A 14935-nucleotide genomic window follows, 5' to 3' on the forward strand; every position below is an offset into this window, starting at 1 on the left:
TTCCCTGCGTTTCATGCCTCGTCTGATAAAATTTTAGCTTATAACGCAACCTATTTATAAAATGGCAACAGACCCTACAAAATTAGTGTAAAATCTTCAAAATTTTTTTGGAAGAACGAAGATCATGTCTCAGCTTTCTACAATCATTGAGCAAGCATTTGAAGACCGTGCCAACTATAGCGCAACGGACTGCCCAACAGAAATCCGTCAAGCTGTAGAAGAAGCATTGACTGCTTTAGACAACGGTACACTTCGTGTAGCGGAAAAAATCGATGGTGAGTGGGTTGTTCACCAATGGTTAAAAAAAGCAGTTTTACTGTCATTCAAACTCAATGACAACAAGCCAATTGAAGCTTGTGATCTTCGTTTCTATGACAAAGTAGATACTAAATACGCAGGTTGGACTGAAGAACAGTTCAAAGCTGCGGGTGTACGTGTTGTACCGCCTGCTGTTGCTCGCCGTGGTAGTTTCCAAGCGAAAAATGTGATTTTGATGCCTTCATATGTCAACATCGGTGCTTATGTAGATGAAGGTACGATGGTTGATACATGGGCTACTGTAGGTTCATGTGCGCAAATCGGTAAAAATGTTCACTTATCTGGTGGCGTTGGTATCGGTGGTGTTTTAGAACCATTACAAGCAAACCCAACCATTATTGAAGACAACTGCTTCATCGGTGCACGTTCTGAAATCGTTGAAGGCGTGATTGTTGAAGAAGGTTCTGTCATCTCAATGGGCGTTTTCATTGGTCAATCAACCAAGATCTTCGATCGTGAGACTGGTGAAGTTCATTATGGCCGCGTACCAGCAGGTTCTGTGGTTGTTGCGGGAAGCCTTCCATCTAAATGCGGTACTTACAGCCTTTACGCTGCAATCATCGTGAAAAAAGTAGATGCGAAAACTCGCGCTAAAACCAGCTTGAACGATTTATTACGCGAAGACTAATTTGTAATATTTATTGCGGAACTTGATCGTTCCCCATCTCTACGATCAGTCATGGTCGTAGAGATTTTGTTTTTTATGTAGCATGCTGCTTGTGTAGCAACTGTTTGTGGTAACTGTTTATGGCTTCCTTACGTTCTTCTGCAATTCCTGTCTCCGATCCTGCGGCGGGTTTACGCATCACGGAGATCTTTTACTCTTTGCAAGGCGAAGCGAATACCTTTGGTCTACCGACCGTTTTTATTCGTTTAACAGGTTGCCCTTTACGCTGTAGTTATTGTGATACGACCTACTCCTTTGAAGGTGGTGAGCGTTTATCGCTTGAACAGATTATCGAAACTGCAAGCCAACATAAAACACCCTATATTTGCGTCACAGGAGGCGAGCCACTTGCTCAGCCGAATTGCCTGATTTTATTACAGCGCCTATGTGACCTCGGTTTTGAAGTATCTCTAGAAACCAGTGGTGCCTTAGATGTGTCTAAAGTTGATCCACGTGTTTCCAAAGTACTGGATTTAAAAACACCGACCTCTAAAGAAGATCATCGGAACCTATACAGCAATCTTGACTATTTAACGCCACATGATCAGATTAAATTTGTGATCTGTAATCGTGCGGACTATGAGTGGTCGAAACAACAACTTGAACAATTCCAGTTGCAAGATAAAGTGAGTACAGTATGGTTCTCGCCTGCTTTTGCAGTTGAAAAAGGTGCTGTTGCCCTGCCTGCTTTGGCGCGTGACTTAGCCCAATGGATTTTAGAAGACCATCTCCCTGTTCGTTTCCAATTACAGTTGCATAAGCTGTTATGGAATGATGAATCTGGTCGTTAAAATACTCACCATATCCGTTCTGCAAAATAGATCGGCTTTTCTCAAATTTATTTTTAGGTTGAATCATGGAAAATAATATGCGTTCTCGTGCCATCGTATTATTGTCTGGCGGCTTAGACTCAACAACGTGTCTTGCTTGGGCACAGGCAAATTATGAATGTATCGCCCTAAGCTTTATGTATGGTCAACGTTCGACGACTGAACTTGATGCAGCAAAAGCACTTGCACAACGTGCAGGCGTAGAACACCGTGTCATTAATATTGATTTGGGTAATTTAGGTGGCTCTGCGCTTACAGATCATAACATTGAAGTCCCAGAACAATTACAAGAAGGCATTCCTGTAACTTATGTTCCAGCACGTAACACTATTTTCTTATCTTATGCACTTGCTGCAGCCGAGGTTTTTGACGCTGCTGCCATCGTCATTGGGATCAATGCTGTTGATTATTCAGGGTATCCAGACTGTCGTCCTGAATTTATTGATGCTTTTGCCAATTTGGCTCGTCTGGCGACAAAAGCTGGTGTGGAAGGAAAACCCCTTAAAATTGAAACACCTTTGTTACATTTATCCAAAGCGAATATTATACGCTTAGGCATCGAACATGGCGTAGACTATAGTCAAACGGTATCCTGCTATCAGGCAGATGCTCAAGGACGTGCATGTGGCAAATGCGACAGCTGTCGTTTACGTCAACAAGGTTTTATCGAAGCAGGTATTGCGGATCCAACGCGTTACGCTGAATAACCGATATAGGGTAAAAATTAGGTACATTATATGAAGTTTTCTAAATCAAATCTTATTCTTTCTACAATGATGTCAGCTGCAGCATTATTTGCAACGGCAACTCACGCAGCTGATAATCCATTACAAACTGCGTATAAAAGTACCAATGTAAAAGCAGCGTTGGTCAATGTATGTAAAGACCAAACTGCGAAAGGCGGCAAATTAACAGCAGCAGAAGTAACTAAATTCTGTGGTTGTCAAATTGACGCGCAAGGTAAAGTAACTGAAGCACAAAAATGGGAAATCCAAAGCGCAATCAATGCGAAGAAAAGCCCAAGTACTTTAGGTTTTGTACAACAGCAAAATAAAGATTTACAAGCTTGCTTAGGTGCACCGCTTGTGAGCAAGTTAGAAAAGCTCACTGAAGAAGCAATGAAAGCTGCCCAGCAACAGCAGCAACAAGCGCCGAAAAAATAAGCTTGTCTTGCTCAGAACAAAGCCTGCATTTATGCGGGCTTTTTTATTAGGCTTTGTTAAAATCCCTCCTATCGTGAATAAGTTGAACAACACCATGCAAGACCAATGGAAAACCAATGCTGATCAAAGGCAGTCTATCGTCTCTTTTAGTGGTGGCAAAGACAGTTCCCTCGCCCTATATCACGCCATGCAAACAGGCACAGTGATCGGGTTAATTATGATGTTAGAAGAACAAGGGCAACGCTCTCGTTCACATGCAATGCCACTGGATATTATTCGCGCACAAGCAGAGGCCATTGGTTTGCCAGTGTATATGGCATCTTCCAGTTGGGCGGATTATGAAAGTAAATTTATTGCCCTACTCGATCAAGCCAAACAACACGGTGCCGAAGTATTGGTAACCGGTGATCTAGATATGCCTCAACATGGCTGTTGGCATGATCGTGTTACCCAACAAGTAGGGTTGCAATTGGGTATGCCGCTGTGGTTACGCCCACATAAAGAAGTGGTTGAAGAATTTATCAATCTGGGTTTTCGCAGTATTCTCGTAACGGTTAATCTTAAACTCGGCATGAAAGTCGAAGATTTAGGCAAAACGCTCACGCTGGAATACATCCAAGAATTAGAAAATCGTGGCATTGATCCATGTGGTGAAGGCGGTGAATTCCACACCACCGTGATTGATGGGCCAATTTTTAACAAAGCTATTCCTGTACGCCAAGGCGATATTGTTTATCATGAGGAATATGCTTTTTTGCCACTTGAGCTTGAACAACATTAATTTTATCGAAGGATGAACAATGTCTGAGAATATTCAATTACCGAATCACACCTTCCCAACCACACAGGGTGAAGTGAATCTTGCAGAGCTGAGTAGTGAATGGCTGGTACTTTATTTCTATCCAAAGGATTCAACCCCTGGTTGTACCACTCAAGCCGTTGGCTTTTCTTGCTTAAAAGACCAATTTGAAGCGTTAAACTGTCAAATTATTGGTGTCTCACGCGACTCAGTGAAAGCACATCAGAACTTCACAGAGAAACAAGCACTCACGATTGATTTAATCAGTGATAAAGAAGAAGTGTTATGTAAACATTTCGATGTGATCAAAGAGAAAAATATGTATGGCAAACAAGTAATGGGCATCGAACGCTCAACTTTTATTTTCCATAACCAGAAATTGGTCAAAAGCTATCGTAAGGTCAAGGCTGCTGGACATGCAGAACAAGTGCTTGAAGACTTAAAAGCGTTACAATCAGCATAATCATGTTAAGTAACAAAAAAGCGAGTTAAAGACTCGCTTTTTTTATTCAAGCAAATTGCCCTCAGCTTTGCGATTGACGTATGATAAATAGATTAAAAGAATTAAATTAAAGACATTTAAAATGACTCAGCCCAATGCTTTTTTGCCCCTATCCTTGTTATTTTTTCTAGCGGCATGTAACTCCAATGCACCTACGACTTCTCAAGATTCTGCCCCCTTAGTCGCACAAATTCAAAAACCACCGATTGAAATACGCTGCCAAGACCTACAAAACCCGGCCTATCAACAAGTGCTTCTTGATGCAATTAATGAAATTCGGCAACATCCACATCAATGTGGTGGACAGTATTTTCCCGCAGTTGCACCACTTAGATGGAACAATCAGTTATATCAAAGTGCATTGGCGCATGCCGAAGATATGGCGCAGTACAGTGTGCTTGGACATGTCAGTAGCACAGGGCAAGATTTTAGAACCCGTCTAAAACAAACACAATTTAAAGGTCGAGGCGGCGGTGAAAACGTAGCACGTGGACAAAAAAATTTAAATGATGTGATGGCTACATGGCTTGCCAGCCCTGTGCATTGTCATAATTTAATGCATCCAAAATTTACAGATTATGCGCTAGCCTGTACAGTCGACGCATCAGCCAAGCAAAAGAGTTATTGGACTCAACAGTTTGGTGTTCGCTAAGAGGAAGAACCATGCAATCTGGATTAATTACCCCGATTTTTCGTATTTTTGATATTGAACTTGCTCAAGCATTTTATCTTGAGTATCTCGGCTTCCAATTGGACTGGCAACATACGTTTGGGGATAACTTCCCTATTTATCTACAGATTTCCAAAGGCGATTGCATTATCCACTTATCGGAACATTTTGGTGATACTAGCCCGCATAGCGCCATTCGTATTTATTGGGAAAATCTCAGTTTGCTGCATGCAGAATTAGATGCAAAAGACTATAAATTTGCTAAACCTCAAGTAGAGAAAACCGACTGGGAAACATTGGAACTGAGTATCACCGATCCATTTTCAAATCGAATTATCTTTTGGGAAGATGCTTAAGCAATATAAACTCAAGCAGCTTTCCGTTTAGACTTAAAGGATTTATAGCTATAGAATTTCATATTGAAAAACTTTGCTTATAATTTTCCATTGTTGATGTTCATATATCAATGTTAATGCGTCATAAAAATATTTTGGCTGAATTGCACATTCAACATGCACAATTGCCAATCGCTCATGAATCAGGTTGATGGAAACCACTTTATCTTGTCTTAGCGCATTTTGAGAAGCGGGTGAAATACGCTTCTCCACAATAGAAAAATAGCTTGCCATATCCAGTTTTAACAAAGGATGATCCGTTGCATTGATATAAATGGCATCAGGGTGAAATACTTGTTGCAAACGGTTCACATCACAAAAATATAAAGCATCAAAATATTGATGCAGTTGCGAATGGATCGCTGAAATTACATCGTTAACCATAATTACCCCGTCGCCTCATCATTATGGACGAGTTGCTTTCGTCGCAGCATTGATACTGTCTCTCCCGCCACTCCCCAATTATCTGTATTCACCTCATCAATCACCACAAATGTGGTTGCAGGGTCCTTATCCAGTACCCGAACTACAAGCTCTGTCGCCTCCTTAATCAATTGCTGCTTTTGCTGTACTGAAACATTCTCTTTGGTAATTTGAATCAAAATATAAGGCATGATTTTTCTCTTCTAGAATAATTTTATTGAGATCAATACGCTAAGCGGCTTCGACTGCAATCGCATTTTTGACGGTCTCACGATTGGCAACTCGCTGCATAAATTTGGTCAAATGTATGCAATCTGTTAGATCCAATTCAATGAATGCTGCCCAGCGTGTCACCACAAACAGATAAATATCCGCAATCGTAAAATCCGGTCCAGTTAAGTAATGCTGCTCAGCTAATTGCTGATCTATCCATCTATAATGCTTATTTAATATTGAGCTAAATACTGCTTTACGCTGATCAGCATAGCTGTCATGAAAAAAAGGCGTATATGCCTTATGAATTTCTGAGGCAATAAAATTCATCCACGCCAGTACCTGATAACGTTGAGGTGTATTGATTTCTGGTAATAGATCTTTTCGCCCAGCCTGATCCACTAAAAACTGGCTAATCACACTGCCTTCAGATAAAAATGATTCATCATTCAACTGGAGTAAAGGAACTTGCCCTTTGGAATTAAGCTGATAAAAATCGTCGCCTAATACAGTCAAATGCTGCTGTAAATCGACTTTGATCAATTCAAATGGAATTCCAAGCTCTCTTAAAACAATATGCGGGGCTAAAGAACAAGCGTTTGGTGAATAAAATAGTTTCATACAATCACTCCATCACAAGGGATGAAGCTATCTTATTATTTACATTTATGTGCTTAAATAGCGTACAACTCAAATCATTTTTTACATGGTGTAATGAATGTCACAGCAACTTAGACGAATGATGTTTAGCAGCGTCGAACTGTTTTGTTTAGTTGCTGAATACGAAAGCTTTTCTAAAGCTGCATTACATGCAGGTGTTAGTCCTGCCGCTGTGAGTCGTTCAATCGCACGCCTTGAAAAGCATTTAACCCTTCCATTGTTTATCCGAACGACACGCCAAGTCCGTTTAACCCCACAAGGAAAAATCTATTTTGATGAATGCAAACAAGCATTAAATCAAATTCTTGAAGCAGAACAACAATTAAAGAATCAAAATCAGCAACCAACAGGTCTCATCAGACTCAGCGTTCCCACACCTTATGGGCATTATCGAATATTGCCTTTACTGGCAAAATTCTCACAACAATATCCAAAGATTGAAATTGATGTACAACTCACCAATAAAAATGTGGACTTTATAGCAGAAGGGTATGATTTAGCGATTCGTGGCCGGCAATTCGCTGATTCGAATCTGATTGCACGTCAACTTGAACAAGCTGAGTTGATCGTAGTTGCATCACCAGAATATCTAAAGCAATTTGGTACCCCACAATACCTTGAGGATTTACAGCATCATCAATGCATTCAATTTGTATTACCTAGCACAGGAAAAAATGTTCCTTGGCTATTCAATCTAAATCGCCAAATTGTAGAATATGTAACGACTGCAAAAATACGTTGTTTGGATGATATCTTAGGCACAGTTACCCTGGCCAAGCACGGTGCAGGTTTATTACAGACCTATCGTTTTATTGTTGAAAAAGAAATCGAAAATCATACGCTTGTTGAAGTATTAACTGAATTTTCTGGTGCATCCCGCCCTTTTTCTTTGGTTTATCCATCGAAAAAACACGAATCTTTTCATCTCCGTGTTTTGATTGATTTCCTGGTCAACGAGTTAACAAACGCCAATTAAATTATTCAATATTACTGCGATCATCCATTAAATATTTTTTCTGTAATTCAGCATAGATCGCTGATTTTTGAAACTCACTCAGAAACTGTATTGTCCCCTCAGGGAAAAACTCAGCTTGAATCTCCCCCCGATAATAAGCTTCACGCATTGGCGTTGCTGAAATTGAATCTTTCAAACTATCCAGTTCCACCATCTGCCACTCAGGGAATAAACGTAAATAATACGAAGATTCATCCTTGAAATGACCGATTAAGCCCACTTTCGCATTGGGTTCAATGACGGCATTGACTAAATCTTTAACTTGTTTAACCCATTTTTCATCATTATAGACATCCACGACATGCACAAAATGAATCCGCTTTTGATCTTGTTCAGAAAAGTTCGACAAAATCATCTGTTCACGTTCAGTGGCTAAAAAAGGATTTTTGATATTCCGTTCAGATTGAGCCGAACCCAGAGCCAATATCACGTTCTGACTTTGCTGTAACGCAATTTCAATGGTTTGCATATGCGCCAAATGAAAAGGCTGAAAACGTCCAATAAAAACAAGATAGTCAAATGTGTACATAGGCGTAATTTCACTTTTTGTGAACTCATCAGTTGTGTCATTCAGATAAATATGCGACATAATGAGGGCACTTAAAAATCAATCTGGATTAAAGCAAGGATAGTACGATGACACTTAGCTGTATTCAACAACCTCATCAACATTTGCAAGCAAATTTAGAAGATGGCGTACTCACCTTAGCCATTAACCGTTCAGAAGCAAAAAATGCACTCTATGGCGAACTTTATCTTTGGATCGCAAAAGCTTTGGATGAAGCAGATGCAGATAAAGACGTTCGTGTGGTGATCTTCCGTGGTGCAGAACAAGACTTTACTGCGGGTAATGACATGAAAGACTTTATGGGCTTTATCCAAAAGCCACATGAAGGTAAAGCTGGCGATCAACCTCCATTTGTATTGTTAAAAGCTGCTGCACGTTTGTCTAAGCCATTGATCATTGCGGTCAAAGGTGTAGCAATTGGTATTGGTGTAACGCTGCTATTACATGCTGACCTTGTTTTCGCAGATAAAAGCGCCCTGTTCCAAATTCCATTTGTCAGCCTTGGCCTGTCTCCTGAAGGTGCTGCAAGTCGTTTATTAGTCAAACAAGCGGGCTATCAAAAAGCTGCTGAATTGCTATTTACTGCGAAGAAGTTTGATGCAGCAACTGCGGTGAAAGCCAATCTGGTGAACGACGTGGTTGAAGATGTTTATGCAACTGCACAACAAACAGCTCAACATTTAGCTGCGTTGCCATTGGCTTCAATCAAACAAAGTAAAGCGTTGATGAAACAAGACTTGGCTGAAATCATTCAATGTGTGGATGATGAGGCAGAAATTTTTATGCAACGTGTGCGCTCTCCTGAAATGATGGAAGCAGTACAAGCCTTTATGCAAAAGCGTAAACCTGATTTTTCTCAGTTTAATTAATGCAATAGTCGTTGATTAAACCAAGCCACTGAGTTGCTACTTAGTGGCTTTTTTATTTTTGTCATTCATCTAGATATTCAACATCGGACAGACTAAGCTCAAGCTAGATTAAAATTAGATTGCAAAGAATTTATGAAAGTTGTGATTGCCCCTGATTCATTTAAGGACAGCCTATCTACACATGGTATTGCTCAGGCAATTGCTTTAGGTTGGCAACAGGTCTTTCCTGAAGCAGAAATCATTCAATGCCCTATGGCAGATGGTGGTGAAGGCTCTATCGAGGCTGTATTGGAAGTTTGTTCTGGGCAATGGCGTGAGCAAATGGTACAAGGCCCTCTTGGTGAACCTGTACTGGCAAAATGGGGCTGGTTAGATGCTAAAAAGATCGCCATCATTGAAATGGCACAAGCCAGTGGTATTCAACTGCTTCAACCATCACAACGCGATGCATGTCATAGCAGTACATACGGTACTGGACAACTGATTCTCGCAGCATTAGATGCGGGTGCTCAGGAAATCATTTTGACAATTGGCGGTAGCGCAACCAACGATGCAGGTACAGGTTTACTCAATGCATTAGGTGCTAAATTTCTAGATGCAGATCATCAAGTCTTGCCTGCTGGTGGTCTTACCTTGCAAAACTTGGCACAGATCGATCTAGAAAATTTTGATTCACGAATTCAACAGACTAAATTTTTATTGGCTGCCGATGTGACCAATCCTTTATGTGGCCCAAATGGTGCATCTCATATTTTTGGGCCACAAAAAGGCGCTTCGCCTCAACAAGTGTTGGAGTTAGATCAAGCTCTCTCCCATTTTGCCGACGTTACTGCTCAATTGCTTAGCGTCGATCAACGTAATGAAGCTGGTGCAGGAGCCGCAGGCGGACTTGGTTTTGCTGCTAAAACATTCTTAAAGGCTGAGTTTCGATCTGGAGTTGAAGTCATTGCAGAACTGAATCAACTTGCTGCCAAAATCCAAGGAGCTGATTGGGTGATTACAGGTGAAGGAAAGTTTGATGAGCAGACTTTAAACGGCAAAACACCTTTTGGCGTCGCTAAAATTGCACAAGCCGCCAATGTACCCGTGATTGTGATTGCAGGAACGCTTGGAGAGAATTACCAAGCACTTTACGCCCATGGTATTACTGCTGCTTTTTCATTAACCTCAGGCCCGATCAGCCTAGAAGAAGCTTGTACCAATGCAGCAGAACTGGTGAGCGCACGGACAACAGATATCGCTCGGTTGATTCAAAGCAGTATGCTTAGAAAAGAATAAAGCTTATTGAATCTCTAAAATCTGGATAAACTCAAAAGCAGGTTCTTCATAGGGATGACTTGCTTTTAGAGCTTTTGCCACAGCACTGGCCTTTTCTTTTGTGACAATAGTTTCAACTCGCCATTCTTCGAGCTGCTCTAATTCATCCAACTGCCCTAAAAAAGGATTTGCACCTTTTACAGGCTTAAATTGTCCAATGCCTTTGACTTGCCAAGCACAATGCTCGTAATTGCCAATACCACCTGCCCCTGCTTCGAAAATGGCAGATTTTGTAGATTCAAGGTGAGACTCTGGCACGTAATAAATCAATTTTAGCATCGTTTAAATAGCTCAAATAAGCGTAGATCAGACTTCAATCATAACGCGATAAAAGCTTAACAATCAAAGTGAAATATTCATCATCAAATAGCTCACGCTTATCAGTACGATTTGAATAACGACAGTCAAGCCAAACCAAAACCAACCTCGATCTTTTGTATGCAATGTTCTTAAATAATTTTCATGTTTTATCATGTTGTTCTCCAATTCTTATGATCATTATTGAGAATGCAAAAATTGAACCATTTTTTCAAAGTGAAAATTAATATGAACCTATTCTCCTAATTTTTTTACTTCTTAAATTAATTATTCCAAATTATATTAATAATATATTACTAAATTCTTCTATGTCAAAATATGAGCAACTCATTTCAATCCCTATGGGATCAGTTCTATGCCGACAAACTTCCAATTTCTCATCTACTTAAGCACTACTTTCCACAATTTTGGTTCAGAATTCATAGCCTTCCCAAGTCAAAAAGATATGCGGATACGACTGCCGAATATGAATTGTTATTAAATCGACATAATAAAATTATTACAGACTGCTTTGGGGATGATGCTTCTATATTCATTGTCTCAGGTCACTATTTTAGCCATTCCCGTAACAATAAAGCCTATGATCCAGCCTTTATACTCCCCTACAAATTTCATTTAGAGCAAGAAATAAACTTAAAGCAACTCAATCCTGAAGATTATGATGATGACGAAGAAGATTCTTTTTTTAGACCATATTCTCTAGAAACAACTTGGCAACCGAACACTCACAATGAATTATTAAAAAAAATTGCTGATGATGAGTTGAGGGCTTTTATGATTTCTTTCGAGAAAAATATAATTGTTGCACCTTATGATGGCGGCATTGATTTTATTATCTTTGATGAAGCGAAAAGAAATGATTTAAGAAACAAATATCAAGACTGGCTTTCACCAAGAGCAGATGGATTATAACGACGTTAAGCTATTCCTTAAAAAGCTTAACGCTTCTCTAAAGGTTTCATGCCAATGATCATCTGGTTGTTGATCTAAACAATACCAAAAGAACCTAAATTCTAAACCACCGCCATCCTGACAATGATGTTGCCACGTTTCAGCCAGCTCACCCTTCACCTCGCATACATAGAAATACCAGTTTTGCTGATTAAATTTAAGTATGAGCTTACCCAAAAACTTGGGATTAGGCTGAGCACTCAATCCCGACTCTTCAAACAACTCACGAATTGCAGCCTGTTCATATTGCTCACCCTGTTCAATTGTGCCCTTAACCAATTGAGTCCCAGCAAGTGGATGATGAAAAGCCAATATATCTATACCTGGGTTTTTATGTCTTAAAACTACAGGGACAACTTTTCTCATAGCACTGCACTTTTAGTCGCTCGAAGTTATATAAATAAAACTTTTATTTCTAAACCAATAATTTAGTCTAATAATTTCCCCGTAATATATTGTTTATCCTGTTCAAAGTTGGCCGATTTGTCTCCAAACCGTGCTTGTTTAGTCTCATATTCTACTAACCATTTTAAATATTCTAAAAGTGTAGATCCAGTACGACTAAATTCAGATTCTGGTTGTCCATCATCCCATAACCAAACATAATCATTTTTTAAAGCAGTCGCCAGATATGCAAACTGATTGCCTTCATTTTCATTTGTTAATGGGAAGAGTTTATTTTCAACGGCACTAATCCACCCATTAGGTTTATTTATTTCATCTTCATCATCTAAAACTTTTTGATAGCCTGTATATGCCTCTTTATTCCATGAATATCTGAACATAGATACAGTACCCCACAACAAACCGCCTGAGCATCTTCCCATTTGCGATAAAAACTCTCGGAACTGCCCATGAATCTCTAGATTATAAATTTCAGCAATTTGATCAATTTCTTGCTCTGTATAGCCTTGAATATGTTCTGGATAAAAAGGCAAATGCGTATCTTCATGTCGACAGCTTATCAACTCAGAAACAAAATCAACCATATATAAAAATCTCTAATTCTTTAATTTTACAATCTCTACCTTTTTTATTTTACACCCATCAAGTGCATTGTTCTCAACCATTCACTTACTACTCTTATTCGAAATTATACCAAACATACCTTTGCCATCATCAGCCACAACACCCCATCGATCTGCCTAAAAAAATGAGTGCTCATATTATCCAACATCTTATCCTTTAATTATAAACATCCTAGGACAATTTTAGCTATTGCTCATCTTATGATCTTTTAACCGATGTTAAAAAAATATATAAAAGATCAATCAGGATATATAACGCTCAGTCAAATATCCCTTGATTCGCTCAATTAGATTTTAAAGCGAATCAATAGAATTTTAAAACTAGAATCCAAAGCAAAGAGTATTTATATGCCCCATAAACCTCTAATGACCTTAATTTTCGCTTTTAGTGCTTTAACAAAATCAACATTTCTCTATGCAAATGAGCTTATTCAAGCTGACTCAAATTCACACTATCCATTAACAAGCTCTAAAAACATGAAACAAATTTATCAAGGTGAACATGGAATATGGTTTCTTTCTAAACATCGTGGCAGAAAAGGAGGATGTGCCGTCTCTTATAATTCTGGTTTGAATCAACTTACTCTGTTCGGTCCTTCAGAAAGAAGTACTGGAGCATTGGTATTTACAGGTCCTCATATACCAACAACGGCCAGTAATCAACAACTCGACATTGTGATACGGACTGATCATTCAGTCATGCCAACGGAGGCTACCCTACTTCCTAGCCCAAAGAAAGGTATGCTGCTCGTTCCTGTAAGTATGGTACAGACAGCCCCCAAACTGGATGATGTCGGTGCAATGGAAATTTTACTGCAAGGAAAAACAATCTACGCATCATCCATTAGTGGTGGATTTAGAGCTCGCGATGCATTAATGAGTTGCATCAAAAGCTAAATATAAAAAAGCCATCATCAGATGGCTTTTAAATGTATTTCAGTCCAAAAATCAAACTATAAGATTTAACTTGCTAATTTAGTTAATTGTCGTTTTTCATATAAGGTCAGCACAAAAGCCAAACCACATAAAATCACAAAACCACAGGTCATTGGAATTAAAGTTCCGTTATATAACTGACCAATAATAGAGGCGAGAATAAGCGATAATACCGAAGACGATGCACCAATAATCGCAGAAGCCATACCGGCCACATGCCCCATCGGTTCCATTGCAATCGCATTTAGATTGCCAAATAGTGTTCCAAACAATAAAAATAGAATGCAGGCATACAGCATAAACATCCAGAATGAGATGGATACGCCAGAAAGCTGAATGATGAGGAACAGCAACGAAATTAGACTTAAACCAAGAAAGCCATAAATACAGATGGGACGCATGCCAAACTTCATGACAATTCTAGAATTGGTAAAAGATGCAATCCCCATCACACCTGCCAATAAAGCAAAGTAAGCACTAAACTCCTGCCCTGTTTTGCCAAATTGTTGCATAAAAATTTGTTGTGACGTTCCAAGATAGCCAATAAACCCACCAAAGCAAAAGCCTGCACACAACAAATAGCTCATGGTAGTTTTATTACTCACCACTTCCTTAAAACCATCCTTAAATGCTTGTACCCGCATTGGCAGACGATTTTCAGGCACTAAGGTCTCTTCCAAGCGCAAAGCAACCCATGCTCCAACAGCGATAGCATAGACCATATACAACACAAAAATATCGCGCCAGCCAAAGAAATGGATGATCAACTGTCCCAAGCTCGGTGCAACTGCAGGCGCGACCATAAATACCATCATGATCAGAGACATGATGCGGGCCATTTGGGCACCGCTATATTTATCACGCACAATCGAAATCGAAGCGACATAAGGTCCAGAAACACCTACACCCTGAATAAAACGTCCGACCAAGAACCATTCAAAGCTTTGAGTGGAATAGCACAATAAGCTTCCTAAAAAGTAGATGACAATACCTGTAAATAAAATCCGTTTCCGTCCAATTGCATCGGACAATGGTCCTGCAATCAGTTGCCCGATGGTCATGCCTGAAAAAATACTGATAATGACCCATTGCGCCTGATTACTATTTTGCAAAGTAAAAACACGACCAATTTCACCGAGTGCGGGTAAAACAGCATCAATTGAGAATGAGACGATGGACATCAGTAATGCCATCAGCAGTGCAAATTCGCGGAAATGGATTTTTGATTTCATTTTTCTTGTCCATTGATGATTATTTTATACGGAATGAAATAAGCCACCTGACGGTGGCTTA

General features: G+C 39.6%; 22 protein-coding genes. 13 read left to right on the forward strand and 9 right to left on the reverse strand.

From position 1 onward, the window contains the following. The first annotated feature begins 124 nt into the window (after positions 1-124). The 8 genes from dapD to B2727_RS03005 all read left to right on the forward strand — a co-directional run bounded on the left by dapD (position 125) and on the right by B2727_RS03005 (position 5305). The gene (gene dapD / locus B2727_RS02970; RefSeq protein ID WP_005204857.1) at positions 125-946 is read left to right on the forward strand and encodes a 2,3,4,5-tetrahydropyridine-2,6-dicarboxylate N-succinyltransferase; all 822 of its coding nucleotides are present in this window, start codon (positions 125-127) and stop codon (positions 944-946) included. Positions 947-1065: 119 nt separating this feature from the next. Then, a complete protein-coding gene (gene queE / locus B2727_RS02975) occupies positions 1066-1776 on the forward strand; it encodes a 7-carboxy-7-deazaguanine synthase QueE (RefSeq protein WP_005204859.1) in 711 nt (236 codons plus the stop codon). A 77-nt stretch (positions 1777-1853) separates the two neighbouring features. Beyond that, positions 1854-2522 carry a 7-cyano-7-deazaguanine synthase QueC gene (gene queC, locus B2727_RS02980; protein ID WP_201772399.1) on the forward strand — a complete coding sequence of 223 codons (669 nt, stop codon included), beginning with the start codon at positions 1854-1856 and terminating at the stop codon, positions 2520-2522. A gap of 30 nt (positions 2523-2552) precedes the next feature. Continuing rightward, positions 2553-2978: a hypothetical protein gene (locus B2727_RS02985; protein WP_004805717.1), complete on the forward strand. Its 426-nt coding sequence runs from the start codon at positions 2553-2555 to the stop codon at positions 2976-2978. A gap of 94 nt (positions 2979-3072) precedes the next feature. After that, positions 3073-3759, forward strand: a complete 687-nt coding sequence (locus tag B2727_RS02990) for a diphthine--ammonia ligase (RefSeq protein WP_033133681.1) — start codon at positions 3073-3075, stop codon at positions 3757-3759. Positions 3760-3778: 19 nt separating this feature from the next. Continuing rightward, positions 3779-4240, forward strand: a complete 462-nt coding sequence (locus B2727_RS02995) for a peroxiredoxin (RefSeq protein ID WP_033133632.1) — start codon at positions 3779-3781, stop codon at positions 4238-4240. A 121-nt stretch (positions 4241-4361) separates the two neighbouring features. Further along, positions 4362-4931, forward strand: a complete 570-nt coding sequence (locus tag B2727_RS03000; protein WP_033133631.1) for a CAP domain-containing protein — start codon at positions 4362-4364, stop codon at positions 4929-4931. Between the two features lie 11 nt (positions 4932-4942). Continuing rightward, a complete protein-coding gene (locus B2727_RS03005) occupies positions 4943-5305 on the forward strand; it encodes a glyoxalase superfamily protein (protein WP_033133630.1) in 363 nt (120 codons plus the stop codon). Positions 5306-5353: 48 nt separating this feature from the next. Here B2727_RS03005 and B2727_RS03010 read toward each other — a convergent pair whose 3' ends face one another. Genes B2727_RS03010 through gstA form a run of 3 tightly spaced genes read right to left on the reverse strand, consistent with a single transcriptional unit; the run spans position 5354 to position 6601 of the window. Continuing rightward, a complete protein-coding gene (locus B2727_RS03010; RefSeq protein ID WP_033133629.1) occupies positions 5354-5728 on the reverse strand; it encodes a nuclear transport factor 2 family protein in 375 nt (124 codons plus the stop codon). Between the two features lie 2 nt (positions 5729-5730). Continuing rightward, complete coding sequence (locus B2727_RS03015) at positions 5731-5958, reverse strand: tautomerase family protein (RefSeq protein WP_005204869.1); 228 nt, start codon at positions 5956-5958, stop codon at positions 5731-5733. 40 nt (positions 5959-5998) lie between these two features. Beyond that, positions 5999-6601, reverse strand: a complete 603-nt coding sequence (gstA, locus tag B2727_RS03020; protein WP_005204870.1) for a glutathione transferase GstA — start codon at positions 6599-6601, stop codon at positions 5999-6001. A 97-nt stretch (positions 6602-6698) separates the two neighbouring features. On the opposite strand from gstA, the gene B2727_RS03025 reads away from it, so the two are divergent. Next, positions 6699-7616, forward strand: coding sequence for a LysR family transcriptional regulator (locus tag B2727_RS03025; protein ID WP_033133628.1), 918 nt, complete (start codon positions 6699-6701; stop codon positions 7614-7616). 1 nt (position 7617) lies between these two features. On the opposite strand, the gene B2727_RS03030 is transcribed toward B2727_RS03025, so the two are convergent. Further along, complete coding sequence (locus tag B2727_RS03030) at positions 7618-8184, reverse strand: nicotinate-nicotinamide nucleotide adenylyltransferase (RefSeq protein WP_162180585.1); 567 nt, start codon at positions 8182-8184, stop codon at positions 7618-7620. A gap of 107 nt (positions 8185-8291) precedes the next feature. Here B2727_RS03030 and B2727_RS03035 point away from each other — a divergent pair, with 107 nt between their 5' ends. Together B2727_RS03035 and B2727_RS03040 are read left to right on the forward strand one after the other, a co-directional pair. Then, positions 8292-9092 carry an enoyl-CoA hydratase-related protein gene (locus B2727_RS03035; protein WP_033133626.1) on the forward strand — a complete coding sequence of 267 codons (801 nt, stop codon included), beginning with the start codon at positions 8292-8294 and terminating at the stop codon, positions 9090-9092. 132 nt (positions 9093-9224) lie between these two features. After that, entirely contained in the window at positions 9225-10370 is a 1146-nt protein-coding gene (locus tag B2727_RS03040) for a glycerate kinase (RefSeq protein WP_033133625.1), read from the forward strand. A gap of 3 nt (positions 10371-10373) precedes the next feature. On the opposite strand, the gene B2727_RS03045 is transcribed toward B2727_RS03040, so the two are convergent. Continuing rightward, positions 10374-10688: a hypothetical protein gene (locus tag B2727_RS03045; RefSeq protein ID WP_004805695.1), complete on the reverse strand. Its 315-nt coding sequence runs from the start codon at positions 10686-10688 to the stop codon at positions 10374-10376. A gap of 63 nt (positions 10689-10751) precedes the next feature. Then, on the reverse strand, positions 10752-10883 hold the full coding sequence (locus tag B2727_RS03050) for a KGW motif small protein (protein ID WP_264673604.1): 132 nt from the start codon (positions 10881-10883) through the stop codon (positions 10752-10754). Between the two features lie 162 nt (positions 10884-11045). On the opposite strand from B2727_RS03050, the gene B2727_RS03055 reads away from it, so the two are divergent. Beyond that, a complete protein-coding gene (locus B2727_RS03055) occupies positions 11046-11639 on the forward strand; it encodes a DUF3885 domain-containing protein (protein ID WP_241345135.1) in 594 nt (197 codons plus the stop codon). Here B2727_RS03055 and B2727_RS03060 read toward each other — a convergent pair. Continuing rightward, positions 11634-12044 carry an NUDIX hydrolase gene (locus tag B2727_RS03060; RefSeq protein WP_033134583.1) on the reverse strand — a complete coding sequence of 137 codons (411 nt, stop codon included), beginning with the start codon at positions 12042-12044 and terminating at the stop codon, positions 11634-11636. The two genes, B2727_RS03055 and B2727_RS03060, sit on opposite strands and share 6 nt — an antisense overlap. 62 nt (positions 12045-12106) lie before the next feature. Continuing rightward, complete coding sequence (locus B2727_RS03065; protein WP_033134582.1) at positions 12107-12667, reverse strand: SMI1/KNR4 family protein; 561 nt, start codon at positions 12665-12667, stop codon at positions 12107-12109. Between the two features lie 387 nt (positions 12668-13054). Here B2727_RS03065 and B2727_RS03070 point away from each other — a divergent pair, with 387 nt between their 5' ends. Further along, positions 13055-13603 (forward strand): hypothetical protein, encoded by a 549-nt coding sequence (locus B2727_RS03070; RefSeq protein ID WP_033134581.1) that lies wholly within the window; start codon positions 13055-13057, stop codon positions 13601-13603. Between the two features lie 65 nt (positions 13604-13668). On the opposite strand, the gene B2727_RS03075 is transcribed toward B2727_RS03070, so the two are convergent. After that, a complete protein-coding gene (locus B2727_RS03075; protein WP_033134580.1) occupies positions 13669-14874 on the reverse strand; it encodes a multidrug effflux MFS transporter in 1206 nt (401 codons plus the stop codon). Positions 14875-14935 lie beyond the last annotated feature (61 nt).

The sequence above is a fragment of the Acinetobacter sp. UBA991 genome (assembly GCF_002292065.1).
Lineage (GTDB): Bacteria > Pseudomonadota > Gammaproteobacteria > Pseudomonadales > Moraxellaceae > Acinetobacter > Acinetobacter higginsii.

Coding starts and splice junctions, on each gene's coding strand:
- B2727_RS03040 (WP_033133625.1), top strand. CDS start 9,225: ATGAAAGTTGTGATTGCCCCTGATTCATTTAAGGACAGCCTATCTACA.
- B2727_RS03025 (WP_033133628.1), top strand. CDS start 6,699: ATGTCACAGCAACTTAGACGAATGATGTTTAGCAGCGTCGAACTGTTT.
- B2727_RS03075 (WP_033134580.1), bottom strand. CDS start 14,874: ATGAAATCAAAAATCCATTTCCGCGAATTTGCACTGCTGATGGCATTA.
- dapD (WP_005204857.1), top strand. CDS start 125: ATGTCTCAGCTTTCTACAATCATTGAGCAAGCATTTGAAGACCGTGCC.
- B2727_RS03035 (WP_033133626.1), top strand. CDS start 8,292: ATGACACTTAGCTGTATTCAACAACCTCATCAACATTTGCAAGCAAAT.
- B2727_RS02990 (WP_033133681.1), top strand. CDS start 3,073: ATGCAAGACCAATGGAAAACCAATGCTGATCAAAGGCAGTCTATCGTC.
- B2727_RS03060 (WP_033134583.1), bottom strand. CDS start 12,044: ATGAGAAAAGTTGTCCCTGTAGTTTTAAGACATAAAAACCCAGGTATA.
- B2727_RS03070 (WP_033134581.1), top strand. CDS start 13,055: ATGCCCCATAAACCTCTAATGACCTTAATTTTCGCTTTTAGTGCTTTA.
- B2727_RS03055 (WP_241345135.1), top strand. CDS start 11,046: ATGAGCAACTCATTTCAATCCCTATGGGATCAGTTCTATGCCGACAAA.
- B2727_RS03005 (WP_033133630.1), top strand. CDS start 4,943: ATGCAATCTGGATTAATTACCCCGATTTTTCGTATTTTTGATATTGAA.
- B2727_RS03030 (WP_162180585.1), bottom strand. CDS start 8,184: ATGTACACATTTGACTATCTTGTTTTTATTGGACGTTTTCAGCCTTTT.
- B2727_RS03065 (WP_033134582.1), bottom strand. CDS start 12,667: ATGGTTGATTTTGTTTCTGAGTTGATAAGCTGTCGACATGAAGATACG.
- B2727_RS03050 (WP_264673604.1), bottom strand. CDS start 10,883: ATGATAAAACATGAAAATTATTTAAGAACATTGCATACAAAAGATCGA.
- B2727_RS03015 (WP_005204869.1), bottom strand. CDS start 5,958: ATGCCTTATATTTTGATTCAAATTACCAAAGAGAATGTTTCAGTACAG.
- B2727_RS02995 (WP_033133632.1), top strand. CDS start 3,779: ATGTCTGAGAATATTCAATTACCGAATCACACCTTCCCAACCACACAG.
- B2727_RS03045 (WP_004805695.1), bottom strand. CDS start 10,688: ATGCTAAAATTGATTTATTACGTGCCAGAGTCTCACCTTGAATCTACA.
- B2727_RS03000 (WP_033133631.1), top strand. CDS start 4,362: ATGACTCAGCCCAATGCTTTTTTGCCCCTATCCTTGTTATTTTTTCTA.
- queE (WP_005204859.1), top strand. CDS start 1,066: ATGGCTTCCTTACGTTCTTCTGCAATTCCTGTCTCCGATCCTGCGGCG.
- queC (WP_201772399.1), top strand. CDS start 1,854: ATGCGTTCTCGTGCCATCGTATTATTGTCTGGCGGCTTAGACTCAACA.
- B2727_RS02985 (WP_004805717.1), top strand. CDS start 2,553: ATGAAGTTTTCTAAATCAAATCTTATTCTTTCTACAATGATGTCAGCT.
- gstA (WP_005204870.1), bottom strand. CDS start 6,601: ATGAAACTATTTTATTCACCAAACGCTTGTTCTTTAGCCCCGCATATT.
- B2727_RS03010 (WP_033133629.1), bottom strand. CDS start 5,728: ATGGTTAACGATGTAATTTCAGCGATCCATTCGCAACTGCATCAATAT.